General features: G+C 64.1%; 13 protein-coding genes and 1 pseudogene. 11 read left to right on the forward strand and 3 right to left on the reverse strand.

Going from position 1 to position 12,405, the window contains the following annotated elements:
• Positions 1-18 precede the first annotated feature (18 nt).
• The 4 genes and pseudogenes from RF641_RS13590 (at position 19) to RF641_RS13605 (ending at position 4,055) form a co-directional block, all read left to right on the forward strand.
• Positions 19-1,035 carry a Ppx/GppA phosphatase family protein gene (locus RF641_RS13590; protein WP_047119825.1) on the forward strand — a complete coding sequence of 339 codons (1,017 nt, stop codon included), beginning with the start codon at positions 19-21 and terminating at the stop codon, positions 1,033-1,035.
• Between the two features lie 55 nt (positions 1,036-1,090).
• Positions 1,091-1,912: a sugar phosphate isomerase/epimerase family protein gene (locus RF641_RS13595; protein ID WP_181728120.1), complete on the forward strand. Its 822-nt coding sequence runs from the start codon at positions 1,091-1,093 to the stop codon at positions 1,910-1,912.
• Between the two features lie 4 nt (positions 1,913-1,916).
• Positions 1,917-2,759 carry a pyrroline-5-carboxylate reductase gene (gene proC / locus RF641_RS13600; protein ID WP_047119823.1) on the forward strand — a complete coding sequence of 281 codons (843 nt, stop codon included), beginning with the start codon at positions 1,917-1,919 and terminating at the stop codon, positions 2,757-2,759.
• Between the two features lie 120 nt (positions 2,760-2,879).
• Positions 2,880-4,055: pseudogene (locus tag RF641_RS13605) on the forward strand (FAD-dependent oxidoreductase).
• A gap of 12 nt (positions 4,056-4,067) precedes the next feature.
• On the opposite strand, the gene RF641_RS13610 reads toward RF641_RS13605, so the two are convergent.
• Both RF641_RS13610 and RF641_RS13615 read right to left on the reverse strand, forming a co-directional pair.
• On the reverse strand, positions 4,068-4,739 hold the full coding sequence (locus RF641_RS13610; protein WP_047119821.1) for a potassium channel family protein: 672 nt from the start codon (positions 4,737-4,739) through the stop codon (positions 4,068-4,070).
• A complete protein-coding gene (locus RF641_RS13615) occupies positions 4,732-6,165 on the reverse strand; it encodes a TrkH family potassium uptake protein (protein WP_047119820.1) in 1,434 nt (477 codons plus the stop codon). The genes RF641_RS13610 and RF641_RS13615 overlap by 8 nt, the downstream gene beginning before the upstream one ends.
• A gap of 202 nt (positions 6,166-6,367) precedes the next feature.
• Here RF641_RS13615 and RF641_RS13620 point away from each other — a divergent pair, with 202 nt between their 5' ends.
• The 5 genes from RF641_RS13620 (at position 6,368) to RF641_RS13640 (ending at position 10,358) form a co-directional block, all read left to right on the forward strand.
• Complete coding sequence (locus RF641_RS13620; RefSeq protein WP_047119819.1) at positions 6,368-7,537, forward strand: acetoin utilization protein AcuC; 1,170 nt, start codon at positions 6,368-6,370, stop codon at positions 7,535-7,537.
• 180 nt (positions 7,538-7,717) lie between these two features.
• The gene (locus tag RF641_RS13625; protein WP_231735915.1) at positions 7,718-8,092 is read left to right on the forward strand and encodes an ArsR/SmtB family transcription factor; all 375 of its coding nucleotides are present in this window, start codon (positions 7,718-7,720) and stop codon (positions 8,090-8,092) included.
• A 194-nt stretch (positions 8,093-8,286) separates the two neighbouring features.
• Complete coding sequence (gene gdhA / locus RF641_RS13630) at positions 8,287-9,630, forward strand: NADP-specific glutamate dehydrogenase (protein ID WP_047119817.1); 1,344 nt, start codon at positions 8,287-8,289, stop codon at positions 9,628-9,630.
• 265 nt (positions 9,631-9,895) lie between these two features.
• Complete coding sequence (locus RF641_RS13635) at positions 9,896-10,120, forward strand: helix-turn-helix domain-containing protein (protein WP_047119816.1); 225 nt, start codon at positions 9,896-9,898, stop codon at positions 10,118-10,120.
• Positions 10,121-10,259: 139 nt separating this feature from the next.
• Positions 10,260-10,358 carry a 30S ribosomal protein bS22 gene (locus RF641_RS13640; protein ID WP_005504750.1) on the forward strand — a complete coding sequence of 33 codons (99 nt, stop codon included), beginning with the start codon at positions 10,260-10,262 and terminating at the stop codon, positions 10,356-10,358.
• 104 nt (positions 10,359-10,462) lie between these two features.
• Here the strand turns inward: RF641_RS13640 and RF641_RS13645 are convergent, their stop codons facing one another.
• Positions 10,463-11,269 carry an HAD family hydrolase gene (locus RF641_RS13645; protein WP_047119815.1) on the reverse strand — a complete coding sequence of 269 codons (807 nt, stop codon included), beginning with the start codon at positions 11,267-11,269 and terminating at the stop codon, positions 10,463-10,465.
• 71 nt (positions 11,270-11,340) lie between these two features.
• Between RF641_RS13645 and RF641_RS13650 the strand changes: the two genes are divergently transcribed.
• Both RF641_RS13650 and RF641_RS13655 read left to right on the forward strand, forming a co-directional pair.
• Complete coding sequence (locus tag RF641_RS13650; RefSeq protein ID WP_047119814.1) at positions 11,341-11,577, forward strand: glutaredoxin family protein; 237 nt, start codon at positions 11,341-11,343, stop codon at positions 11,575-11,577.
• 60 nt (positions 11,578-11,637) lie between these two features.
• Positions 11,638-12,273: a redox-sensing transcriptional repressor Rex gene (locus RF641_RS13655; RefSeq protein ID WP_082124070.1), complete on the forward strand. Its 636-nt coding sequence runs from the start codon at positions 11,638-11,640 to the stop codon at positions 12,271-12,273.
• The last annotated feature ends 132 nt before the right edge of the window (positions 12,274-12,405 follow it).

A 12,405-nucleotide genomic window follows, 5' to 3' on the forward strand; every position in this document is an offset into this window, starting at 1 on the left:
CCTGTTGAGGAGCGCACCATGAGACTAGGCGTACTGGATATCGGGTCCAATACCGTGCACCTGCTGCTGGTCGATGCGTACCCCGGCGCCCGTCCGGTGCCCTATGCCTCGCACAAGCGTCCGCTGTCGCTGGTGCGCTACCTCAACGAATACGGCGCGATCACCGAAGAAGGGCAGAACGAGCTGATCTCGTTCATCTCGGAGGCCGCCGAGTTCGCCCGCAGCCACCAGGTGGAAGACTTCATGGCCTTCTGCACCTCCGCCATCCGCGAGTCCTCCAACGGCCACGCGGTGCTGGAACGGGTCAAGAACGACACCGGGGTCACCCTGATGGAACTGTCCGGCGAGGAAGAAGCCGGGATGACGTTCTACGCGGTGCGCCGCTGGTTCGGCTGGTCCTCGGAATCCATCCTCAACCTGGACATGGGCGGCGGCTCCCTGGAGCTGGCCCTGGGCACCGACGAGTTCCCGCAGGTGGCCTTCTCGGTGCCGCTGGGCGCCGGACGGCTGACCCGCGAATGGCTGCCCAACGACCTGCCCGGCATCAAGGAAGTCCGGGAGCTGCGCAACTACGTGCGCGACGTGCTCACCGACCCGACCACCGAGCTGCGCCAGTACGGCAAGCCCACCCTGGCCACCGCCACCTCCAAGACCTTCCGGTCGCTGGCCCGCATCACCGGTGCCGCGCCGAGCACCGAGGGACCCTACGTCAAGCGGGTGCTGCACCGCGACGCGCTGAAGATCTGGACCAATCGCCTGACCGCCATGAGCTGGGCCGAACGTTCCGAGCTGCCTGGTGTGTCCGAGATCCGCGCGCCCCAGCTGCTGGCCGGCGCGATCGTGGCGCACGAGGCCATGAGCGCGTTGAAGCTCAAGACCGTGCGCATCTGCCCGTGGGCCCTGCGCGAAGGTTTGATGCTCCGGCGTTTTGATCACGTGATGTTCGACTCTACGACACCGCTCAGTAGTAGCGTGGGGGTAGGGGAAGTTGCCTTGGGTTCCGCCATCCCACAGACGGCGGCGACGCAACACTAGGTATCCTCGGATATAAGCGACCGGCGTCAGTCGGTTCGGTTAGGAGGGCATGACCATGGAAGCACATTCACCAGCGAAGGTCCCGGTGACGCTTTCAAGTGCCTCGGTCTATCCGCTGACGGTCCACGATGCCTTTGCCATCGCGAAAGACGTCGGTTATGACGGCTTGGAGGTGCTGATCACCGGCAACGCGGCCAGCCAGTCGGCCACCGCTCTGCGGGCGCTGATGGACAAGTACCAGCTGCCCATCATGGCGATCCACGCGCCGACCCTGCTGCTGACCCAGCAGGTGTGGGGATCGGCCTGGGCCAAGATCGAGCGTTCGGTCATCCTCGCGCAGGCCGTGGGGGCCAGCGTCGTGGTGGCGCACCCGCCGTTCCGCTGGCAGGGCAGCTACGCGGAGGAATTCGCCGAAGGCGTGCACCGCATCACCGAGAGCACCGGCATGAAGATCGCGGTCGAGAACATGTACCCATGGCGGGCCCGCGGCCGCGAGGCCAAGATGTACCTGCCGCACTGGAACCCCGTTCCGCAGCCCTACCAACACGTCACCTGGGACTTCTCCCACGCGGCCATCGCCAACATGGACTCGCGCCAGGCCATGGAGGACCTGGGCGCCCGGCTGGCCCACGTGCACTTGTGCGACGGCCTGGACAACGGCAAGGACGAGCATCTGGTCCCCGGCCTGGGAACCCAGCGGGTCTCGGAATCCCTGCAGTACCTGCATGAGAGCGACTGGGAAGGCGTGATCGCCGTGGAAGTCTCCACGCGCAAGGCCAAGAACGCCGGCCAGAAGGAAGAATGGCTGGGCAACACCTTGCAATTCGCCCGGGATCACTTCAACGTCAGCAAAGATCCCAAGCCAGTGGCAAAATAGCCATATGAGCGAAGCAACCAGCAATCTGAAACTGTCCTTCCTTGGCGCCGGTTCCATGAACGGCGCCATCCTGCGCGGCATCCTGGCCTCGGGCCACGACCCGAAACTGGTCACGGCCACCGTGCGCAGCGAGAACCGCGTGGACGAGCTGCGCGAACTGGGCATTGCCGTGCTGGTCAATTCACAGGACGAGGAGGCGAACCGGAGCGCCGCCGCGGACGCCGACGTGGTCTTCCTGGGTGTGAAGCCGGTGGGCATCACCGCGCTGTGCGAGGAGATCGCCCCGGCCCTGAAGCCGGGCACCGTGGTGGTTTCGGTCGCTGCAGCCATCACCCTGGCCTCCATGCAGGACAAGCTGCCCGCAGGCCAGCCGGTCATCCGCTCCATGCCGAATACCCCGCTGATGGTGGGCGCCGGCGTAGTGGGAATCTCCCCGGCAAGCACCGTCAGCCACGCGCAGGTCCAGTCCGTGACCGACCTGCTCTCCGGCTCGGGGGACGTGCACGTGATCGACGAGGAGCAGCAGAACGCGCTCTCAGCGATTTCCGGCTCCGGCCCTGCCTACGCCTTCTACCTGGCCGAAGCCATGGCCAAGGCCGGCATCGCCCTGGGGCTGGACGCCGAGCTGTCCACCAGCATCGCCCGGGCCACCGTGGCAGGCGCCGGCAAGATGCTGTCCAATCCGGATGCCGACCCGGCGGCACTGCGCAAGGCAGTCACCAGCCCGAACGGCACCACCGAGCGGGCCATCGCCGCCTTCGACGAGGGAGGCATCCGTGCCGTCATCGAGGCCGGCGCCCGCGCGGCCTCCGAACGCGCCGCGCAGCTGAGCCGGGAACTGGGCTAGCCGCTTGGCACCCTGCCTGCGCCCGGCGGAAGCAGGCGGCCATCGCCTTGGAAAGTCCTTCCTGAAGGCGTCTGGCAGGCAGTAGCTTCCAGTCAAGGAAGAAGACGCCGAGGAGGCATCATGGCCCATAGCGCAGTCGTCGTGGGCGGCGGAATTGCAGGACTTGCGGCGGCGATTTCCCTGGCCGGACAGGGATGGCAGGTCACGGTCCTGGAACGCTGCGGGGAGCTTGGCGAAGTCGGCGCAGGCGTGGCGATGTCCCGCAATGCGGTGGCCGCTTTCCTGGGTCTGGGCTTCGAGCCAGAGCAGGCCCGGGCGCTCGGCTTCCCGACCGTTGCCGAAGGTACCTGGACGGCCAAGGGCACACCTATCCTCGCGATTCCCGAGGACCCGGTGGTTCGTGAAGCGGTAGCGGTGACCGGCGTGCACCGGCGTCGCCTGCACCAAGCACTTCACCGCCGGGCGGAGGCCCAGGGTGTTTCAATCCTGACCGGTGTTCAAGTGGCCCAGCTGTAGCCCGGCGACCCCGAGGGGGCGCTGGCGCAGGTGGCCGGGCACGAGGCGGACTTGGTGGTGGCAGCCGACGGCATGCGCAGCACGATCCGTGAAAAGCTTTTTCCATCCAGCACCTTGGCCTACAGCGGATTCTCCAACTGGCGGGCGGTGATTCCCGGTATTTCGAACGGCCGCACGCTGCGCCAGTATTGGGGTGCGGAAGCAGAGTTCGGTTTCATGCCGGTAGACGCCGAGCAGACCTATTGGTACGGATACGTCTCGATGCCCGAGCTCACCGTGATCGAGGACGAGCTCGCCGCCGCCCGCGAGCGTTTCGCAGGTTGGGCGGACCCCGTGCAACGGCTTCTCGCCGCCACGGACCCGGGAGCGCTCTTGCGCCATGATGTCTACCATCTGCCGGGCGGGGTGCCGCGCTATGCGCTGGGCCGGGTGGTCATGATCGGCGACGCCGCGCACGGCTTCCTGCCGACCATGGGCCAGGGTGTGGCAACGGCGTTGGAGGACGGCCTGTGCGTGGGGCTGCTCGTGGGCCATCCAGTAGCCGCCGGCGGTTCGCTCAGCGCGGCGCTTGAAGGCTTCGACCAAGCCCGCCGGCCGCGGTGCAGCGCGCTATCCAGGGCCGCCGGGCTGTCGGCCCGGTTCGGCGCGCACCTTGGCCGCGGCTGGCGCCAGCCGATGCGCAATGCCCTGATGAGACTCACGCCCCCGGCCCTGCTCACCCGCGGCGCTGATGCTGCGATGGGGTGGATACCGCCGGAGCCCGCGCAACCGGTGCACTGAGAGCCGGCAGGGCTACGGACGCGCCGCGAAGCGTTCGAGCAAATCCACGTGCCCGGAGACGATCAGCATGTCGCGCCGGGTGACCATGGTGTCGGGCACCGCGTAGGTGAAGTCCTCGCCCGGGGACTTCACCCCGACAATGGTGACGCCGTATTTGGAGCGAACCTGGGACTCGCCGAGGGTGAAGCCCTGGGTCTCCTTCGGCGGGTACATCTTCACGATCGCGAAGCCGTCGTCGAATTCGATGAAGTCGAGCATGCGACCGCCCACCAGGTGCGCGGCGCGCACCCCGGCATCCGCCTCGGGGTAGATCACGTGGTTCGCGCCGATGCGGGTGAGGATCTTGCCGTGGGACGGGGTGATGGCCTTGACCCACAGGTGCTCGATGCCCAGGTCCACCAGGTTCACCGTGATCAGCACGGAGGATTCGATGGAGGTGCCCACGCCGACCACCGCGGAGGAGAATTCCTGCGCGCCGAGCTGGCGCAGCGCGTCGATGTTGGTCGCGTCCGCGGCGACCACGTGGGTCAGCGTGCTGGCCCACTGCTGGACCAGTTCCGGGCTGCGTTCAATGGCCAGGACCTCGCGCCCCTGCTTGACCAGGGTTTCGGCGACGGACGCGCCGAAGCGGCCCAGCCCGATCACCAGTACCGGGGCGTTGTGGTCAATGTTCTTGTCAGCCAATGATCGGCCTTTCTTCCGGGAGCTTGTACAGCGTATCGCGATGTCTCATGGTCAGGGCGCTGGCCAGGGTGATGCTGCCGATGCGGCCTGCGAACATGAGGGCGCTGAGCACGTACTTGCCGGCCGGAGGCATCTCCTGGGAGACGCCGGTGCTCAACCCCACCGTGGCGAAGGCGGAGATGGACTCGAACAGCGCCCGCGAAATGCCCACCTCTTCATCGATGGTCACCAGCAGGCCCGTGGCCAGCGCGACCAGCGAGGCGCCCAGGGCGACCACCGAGATGGCCACGCGCATGGTTTCCTCCGGGATGCGGCGGCCGAAGGCGCGGGTCTCGCTGTCGCCGCGCACCTCGGCCATGATAGCCAGGAACATCACGGCGATGGTGGTGACCTTGATGCCGCCGGCCGTGGAGGCCGAGCCGCCGCCGGCGAACATCATCGCGTCGGTGATCAGCATGGTAACTTCGTGGATGTCGTTCTGGTCCACCAGGTTCATGCCGCCCGAACGCATCATGACGGAGGAGAACAAGGCATGGATCAGCTTGTCCGACATGCTCAGCGTGCCGATGGTCTTGGGATTGTTCCATTCGGCCAGCAGCCACAGCAGCGCGCCGGAAACCAGCAGGATGGTGGTCACCAGTAGCGTCAGCTTGGTGTGCAGGTTCCACTTCTTGGTATTGAAGCGGTTGGCCAGCAGCACCATGATCACCGGGAAGCCCAGCGAACCGACGAACACGCCGGCCATCAGCGGCCCGAGGATCCACAGGTCGGTCTCGTAGGGCACCAGCCCGTCGGAGTGGGGCGTGAAGCCTGCGTTGTTGAACGCGGAGACCGCATAGAACACGCCGTGCCAGATGGAGGAGAGCAGGCTCTCGCCGAGGATGTAGAAGCGCGGGATCAGCAGCAGCGCGATCAGCGCCTGCAGGCTGATGGCCGTCAGGATCACGATGCGCAGCAGCGAGCCGACCTCGCCCAGCGCGGAAGCTCCAGAGGTGTTCATGGAGTTCTGCGCCATGAGCTTCGCACGCACGCCGAGCTTGCGGGAGACCGCCAGGGACATGATCGAGGCGAGAGTCAGGATGCCCAAGCCACCGACGAAGGTGCCCACGATCATCACCAGCTGTCCAGCGAAGGACCAGTGCTCTGCGGTCGAGACCGTGGTCAGCCCGGTCACGCAGACCGAGGACACGGCGGTGAACAGCGCATCGTGCAGTGGCGTGGGCTTGCCGGTCGCGGAAGCGAACGGCGCGGCCAGCAGCGAGGTGAACAGGGTGATGACGATCAGGAAGGAGCTCAAGGCCAGACGGGCGGGAGAGCGGATGGTGAAGTTGGCGATCAACGTGCGCAACGCCAGCCACCTGCGGCGCGCCTCGCCGCGCGATTCGCCGGGCTGCCTTCCGGCGCCCGGACCGCTCAAGCTGCTCATTGGAATAGGCTCGGTCTTTCCCTAGGAGATCAATGTCTGGAAACCCTACTCCATGTAATTTACGCGGTTGACGGCGACTTCGCCCGTCCAACGGCCATGTCCTCAGGCTCCGGAGCAATCAGGACGCCACAAATGCATGAGTTGCATCACGATCAGGTAGCCTGAAATTGTGTTAGAGCCCCAGCATGCCCCACGACCAACGATGGTGATGTGGGACGAGAAGTACCTGAAATACAAATTTAGCGACTGGCACCCGATGCATCCGGCCCGACTGGAACTGACCTATCGGCTCAGCGAACAGCTCAATGTCCTGGGTGCGCCGAATATCAGCATCGAGCCCCCGGCGGTGGCGGAAGACTCCGTGATCGCCACGGTTCATGACCAGTCATTTATCGACCAGGTACGCAAGGTCAGCCTTGATCCGAGCATTGTCGCCGAGGATTTCGGGCTGGGCACCGAGGACGATCCGGTATTCGCCGGGATGCACGAGGCTGCGGCCCGCATCGTGGGCGGCTCGGTCATCGCGGCAGACGCGATCATGGACGAAACCACCGTGCGCGCCGTCAACTTCGCCGGCGGCATGCACCACGCCGCGCGCAGCAAGGCCAGCGGCTTCTGCATCTACAACGATGCCGCCGCCGCCATCCACCGCATGCTCGAGCGCGGGGCGCAGCGCGTGGTGTACATCGACGTGGATGCGCATCACGGCGACGGCACCGAATCGATCTTCTGGGACGACGAGCGCGTGTTGACCATCTCCATCCACGAATCGGGCCTGAGCCTGTTCCCGGGCACCGGCTTCGCCAACGAGATCGGCGGGCCCAAGGCCGAGGGCAGTGCCGTGAACATCGCGGTGCCGGCCATGACCTCGGATGCCGGGTGGATGCGCGCCTTCCATGCGGTCGTTCCGCAGCTGGTGCGCGCCTTCAAGCCGGAGGTGATCGTCTCCCAGCACGGATGCGACGCGCACCGCGATGACGACATGACCAACCTGAAGCTTTCGGTGGATGCCCAGCGCCAGGTGGCCATGGACATCTCCCAGCTTGCCGACGAACTGTGCGAAGGCCGCTGGTTGGCGACCGGTGGGGGCGGCTACAACGTCACCGCCGTCGTGCCGCGCACCTGGACGCACCTGACGGCAATCGTCGCCGGCAAGCCGGTTCCGCTGCGCACCTACGTTCCGGAGGAATTCCGCCGCTACGTGCTGGAAACCTACGGCCGGGCGATGCCTTATCTCATGGGAGACGACGCCCAGCTGTGGTGGCGCAACTGGGAAGTGGGCTACGACCCGGCTGACCCGGTGGACCGCTCCATCATCGCCACCCGCAAGGAAGTGTTCCCGCTGTTCGGGCTGGACCCCTGGTTCGATTAGCGGCCGGCGTTTCGTCCAGCGCTGCGGGGCGGGACGCGGCAAATCCTGCAAGGCTGTTGCCATTCGCAGACATATGCCTACGTTGCAGATCGGTCATATGCCGCTAGGGTTATGTCTGTGGCTATAGACGAAGTTTTTTCTGCGTTGGCTGAGCCGACGCGGCGCAGGATCATTGAAGCATTGAAATCCGAACCCAAGGCAGTGGGTTCGCTGGTAACCGAGCTGGAAATTTCCCAGCCGACGGTTTCCAAGCACCTGAAGGTGCTGCGCGAGGCCAACCTGGTCAGCATGACGGCGGCCGGGCAGCGGCGCATCTACAGCATCGATACCGAAGCGGTCGAGGTGCTGCTTGGCTGGTGCGCCGATATCCTGCCGGTTCCGGATTCCCCGGCGCAGCTGGAAGAGGTGGCGCGCAACGAGGTCCAGGACGACCTCGCCGGCACCGCGCCCGCTGCGCAGCATTTGGGTCGAAGTGTAGGCCGCGGGCTTGAACAAGTCACGGGCCGAGCCCAGGAATTTTTCGACAAGCTACCGCGTTTCGGGCGCCGCCGGTAGACATTTGACCAGTGGATCGCGCGCTGGGTCGACAAAATGGCCAAAAATTTACGTTACGCGGACATTCCTGTTTTGTAACGTGAAATTTTCGTTCAGATCGCCTTGCATGGCATTCTCGTGTCTGGGGCAGTGACGCCGGGTATTTTGTGGCCCCGTCACGGCCCGTGCCTGCCCCAAGTGATGAGGAGAGAAACTTGGATAAGCACTTAGCGACGATTCGCGACGAAGTCTTCCGCCGCAATCCCGGCGAAGCAGAGTTCCACCAGGCAGTCACCGAGGTTTTTGAAAGCCTTGAAGCGGTATCGCTGAAGCACCCTGAATACGCCGAAGCCGCCATTCTGCAGCGTCTGTGTGAACCTGAACGCCAGATCATTTTCCGCGTTCCCTGGGTCGACGACGACGGCAAGGTCCAGATCAACCGCGGCTTCCGCGTTGAATTCAACTCTGCGCTGGGCCCTTACAAGGGCGGCCTGCGCTTCCATCCATCCGTCTATCTGGGCATCGTCAAGTTCCTTGGTTTCGAGCAGATCTTCAAGAACTCCCTGACCGGCATGCCAATCGGCGGCGGCAAGGGCGGCTCTGACTTCGACCCGCGCGGCAAGTCCGACGGCGAAGTCATGCGCTTCTGCCAGTCCTTCATGACCGAGCTGTACCGCCACATCGGCGAATACACCGACGTGCCTGCAGGCGACATCGGCGTCGGTGGCCGCGAAATCGGCTACCTGTTCGGCCAGTACAAGCGCATCACCAACCGCTACGAGTCCGGCGTCCTCACCGGCAAGGGCCTGTCCTGGGGCGGCTCGCTGGTCCGTCCGGAGGCTACCGGCTACGGCGCCGTCATCTTCACCGAGGAAATGCTCAAGACCCGCGGCCTGTCCTTCGACGGCCAGCGCGTCATCGTCTCCGGCTCCGGCAACGTGGCCCTGCACGCCATCGAAAAGGCTCAGTCCCTGGGCGCCAATGTCGTTACCGCCTCCGACTCGGGCGGATTCATCGTGGACGAGGGCGGCATCGACCTGGACCTGCTGCGCCAGATCAAGGAAGTCGAGCGCGGCCGCATCTCCGAGTACGCCGAACGCCGCGGCAGCAAGAAGGTCAAGTACGTCGAAAGCGGCAACGTCTGGGACGTGCCGGGTACCGTGGCCCTGCCATGCGCCACCCAGAACGAATTGGGCGCGGCCTCGGCCAAGAAGATGGTTGCCGCAGGCACCATCGCCGTCGCCGAAGGCGCCAACATGCCGACCACCGCGGAAGCGACCTCGGTCTTCCAGGACGCTGGGGTGCTCTTCGGCCCCGGCAAGGCCGCCAACGCCGGCGGCGTGGCCACCTCTGCGTTGGAAATGCAACAGAACGCCAGCCGCGACTCGTGGTCCTTCAACCACACCGAACGCCGCCTGAGCGAAATCATGGTTGGCATCCACGACCGTTGCGCAGCCACTGCGGACGAGTACGGCATGCCGGGCAACTACGTGGCCGGCGCCAACATTGCGGGCTTCGTCAAGGTCGCTGACGCAATGCTGGCCCAGGGCCTTATCTAGCGCCTAGTAGCAGCCGGAGTACCTGTAGCCCAGAGTATGTGAAGTGGAAAACACTTCAGATACTCTGGGCTGCTGTCGTTGCCCGGTAAAAAGTCGGATTGTCCGTGACACGTGTGTGTTTCGTGATGCGAAAGTTATGAAAGTGCGACTAGACTGGTACAAAGCAAACGTGAATCCGATCGCCGGTGTTGATCCAAAGTCGTGTAAGTTCACGTGTGCTAGTCACGCGACGAACAAAGAGATCAGCGTCAGGAGAATATCCCGCATGCAGGATAAACAGAATTTTGCAGGAGCCCGTTTCATGACGGTGGCCGAGGTGGCCGACATGATGCGCGTTTCCAAAATGACGGTTTATCGTCTGATCCATGCGGGCGATCTGCCTGCGGTTCAGTTTGGTCGCTCCTATCGCGTTCCGGAAAACGCCGTAGAAACCTATCTGCAGTCTGCGGCAATCGATCCGCAACGCGGCACGGGTTCCCTCGGTCGATAAGCCAAGCGGTGGTCAGAGCATGGCCGAAAAGCGGGTAATCTATTAAGGAACGTTTAACGTCCGGTCAACCTTGCCGTGTGCTTCGGCGCAGGGGGAGCATCGAGGTTGGCGCATTTTAATTAGTTTGTGAGGAACCAATATGGGCTCTGTTATCAAGAAGCGCCGCAAGCGTATGTCGAAGAAGAAGCACCGCAAATTGCTTCGTAAGACCCGCCACCAGCGTCGCAATAAGAAGTAAATTTACTTCGAGCAGCTTGCCGCTTGGCATTCATCGCCACCGCATCAGGATTCTGTCCTGGACGGTGGCGATTGCTTTACCCGCAGAAAGCCGCAGGGGCCCTGCTAGCGGCCGCTGCGGTCCTTGAGAGACCGCTTGGCGGCCCAGATGAATCCGATGACGCCAGCGGCTTTCAGGCTGAACTTGGCGGCGCGCTGTCCTGTGCGGAAGTCGTAGACCTGCCAGCCGCGGCGCTTGGCATAGGCGCGCAGCCGGGCATCTGGATTGATGCAGACCGGATGCCCCACCGCTTCGAGCAGCGGGACGTCGTTGTAGGAGTCCGAGTAGGCCCAGGACTTGGACAGCTTGATCCCGCGTTCCTTGGCCAGGGCGCGGACTGCCTGCGCCTTCTCCGCGGCGTGGAGAATGGGGCTTGCCAGCGCTCCGGTATAGACCCCGTCCACGCTCTCCACCACGGTGCCCAGCGCGCCGGACAGCTTCAACCGGTCGGAGATGACGTTGGCCACTTCAAGGGGAGTGGCCGTGACGAGCCAGACTTCGCGGCCCACCGTCAGATGCTGGTGGGCGATGGCCACGGTTCCGCGCCACAGCTTGGGCTCGATGTACTCGTCGAAGATCTCGTTGCCGATCTCCTCGATTTCGGAAACCTTGATGCCCTTCGCCATGAGCAGGGCGCGGTCGCGGATCTGGTGGATATCACCCAGGTGCTCGCCGCGGGCCGCGAAGCGCAGCTGCTTGAGCGCGAACCACAGGATCTCGCGCATGCGGAAGAACCGGTGTTCATGCAATTTGCGGGCCAAGAGATAGAGCGAGGCGCCGCGAACCAGGGTGTTGTCGACGTCGAAAAATGCGGCGACGATTTCGGGACGCTGCTCGGGCTCGGGCGCGGAGGCTGAATCGATGGAAGGCATTTGCTCCAGTTTATTTCATTGCGAAGTTTAAGACCCGTCGGGGCTCATGAGAATATGAAGGAGTGAAGACAATGCATGAAATTCAGTTGCTGGTACGCCAAGGATGCCACCTTTGCGAGGCCGCACGGGCGACCGTCAGCGAGGTCACCAACCGACTGGAGATGCAGTTCACCGAGCTGGACATCGACGGCGACCCGAAGCTGCTCGAGCGACATCATGAAGAAGTCCCGGTGCTGATGATCGACGGGCAGGTCAGGGATTTCTGGACCATCGACCCGGTCCGGCTTGAACGTCTGCTCAGCAGCTAATGAACACGACCGCGCGCTACCAGCGTGCCTTGGGGAATCAAACCGATGGGGGGACGCGGCATGTCCGAGCTTGAGGCAAAGGTGCTTCCTGAAGCCACGGTTGCACGCCTGACCCAGTACCTACGGGCGCTGAATGCCCTTGAATCACGGGGAATGGAACGCACCAGCTCCGGGGTGCTGGCCAAGGAATCCGGCGTGAATCCAGCGATCCTGCGCAAGGACTTGTCGTGGTTGGGTTCCTACGGCACCCGCGGCGTGGGCTATGTCGTACGTGAGCTCTCGGAGCACATCAACAACACGCTGGGCCTGAACCGGGACTGGCGCGTGCTGATCCTCGGCGCCGGCAACCTGGGCCGAGCGCTCAGCGGCTATGCAGGCTTCACCACCCGCGGCTTCAAGGTCAGGGCTATCCTCGACGTCTCGCCCGACCTGGTAGGCACGGACGTCGGGAACCTGCATGTCGAGTCGCGCAACGACCTGGCCGAGGTGGTACGCCGCGAAGAGATCAATATCGCGGTGCTGGCGGTCCCCGGCGATGCCGCCCAGGACCTAATCTATGAGCTGGGGGAGCTGGGCGTGAATTCCGTGCTGTCCTTTGCGCCCAAACCACTGGTTGTTCCGCGCGGCATGAACCTGCGCCGGGTGGACCTGTCCACCGAGCTTCAGATCTTGGCGTATCTGGCCGTTCAGCCATAACAATTTTTTGGGCAAACGCAGAGGCGGCCTGAACCCTTCCGGGTTCAGGCCGCCTTTCTATAATAAAAAACTCACCCCCACCCCGCCCAGAAAAATCCTGTTGGGGAGTCCGGTATTGTAAATATTCGTGTT

This window comes from Arthrobacter sp. 'calajunan', from assembly GCF_046940185.1.
GTDB lineage: Bacteria > Actinomycetota > Actinomycetes > Actinomycetales > Micrococcaceae > Glutamicibacter > Glutamicibacter soli.

Excerpts from the sequence above, each read along its gene's own strand:
- RF641_RS13590 (WP_047119825.1), top strand. The coding sequence starts at position 19 with ATGAGACTAGGCGTACTGGATATCGGGTCCAATACCGTGCACCTGCTG.
- RF641_RS13595 (WP_181728120.1), top strand. The coding sequence starts at position 1,091 with ATGGAAGCACATTCACCAGCGAAGGTCCCGGTGACGCTTTCAAGTGCC.
- proC (WP_047119823.1), top strand. The coding sequence starts at position 1,917 with ATGAGCGAAGCAACCAGCAATCTGAAACTGTCCTTCCTTGGCGCCGGT.
- RF641_RS13615 (WP_047119820.1), bottom strand. The coding sequence starts at position 6,165 with ATGAGCAGCTTGAGCGGTCCGGGCGCCGGAAGGCAGCCCGGCGAATCG.
- RF641_RS13620 (WP_047119819.1), top strand. The coding sequence starts at position 6,368 with ATGGTGATGTGGGACGAGAAGTACCTGAAATACAAATTTAGCGACTGG.
- RF641_RS13635 (WP_047119816.1), top strand. The coding sequence starts at position 9,896 with ATGCAGGATAAACAGAATTTTGCAGGAGCCCGTTTCATGACGGTGGCC.
- RF641_RS13640 (WP_005504750.1), top strand. The coding sequence starts at position 10,260 with ATGGGCTCTGTTATCAAGAAGCGCCGCAAGCGTATGTCGAAGAAGAAG.
- RF641_RS13645 (WP_047119815.1), bottom strand. The coding sequence starts at position 11,269 with ATGCCTTCCATCGATTCAGCCTCCGCGCCCGAGCCCGAGCAGCGTCCC.
- RF641_RS13650 (WP_047119814.1), top strand. The coding sequence starts at position 11,341 with ATGCATGAAATTCAGTTGCTGGTACGCCAAGGATGCCACCTTTGCGAG.
- RF641_RS13655 (WP_082124070.1), top strand. The coding sequence starts at position 11,638 with ATGTCCGAGCTTGAGGCAAAGGTGCTTCCTGAAGCCACGGTTGCACGC.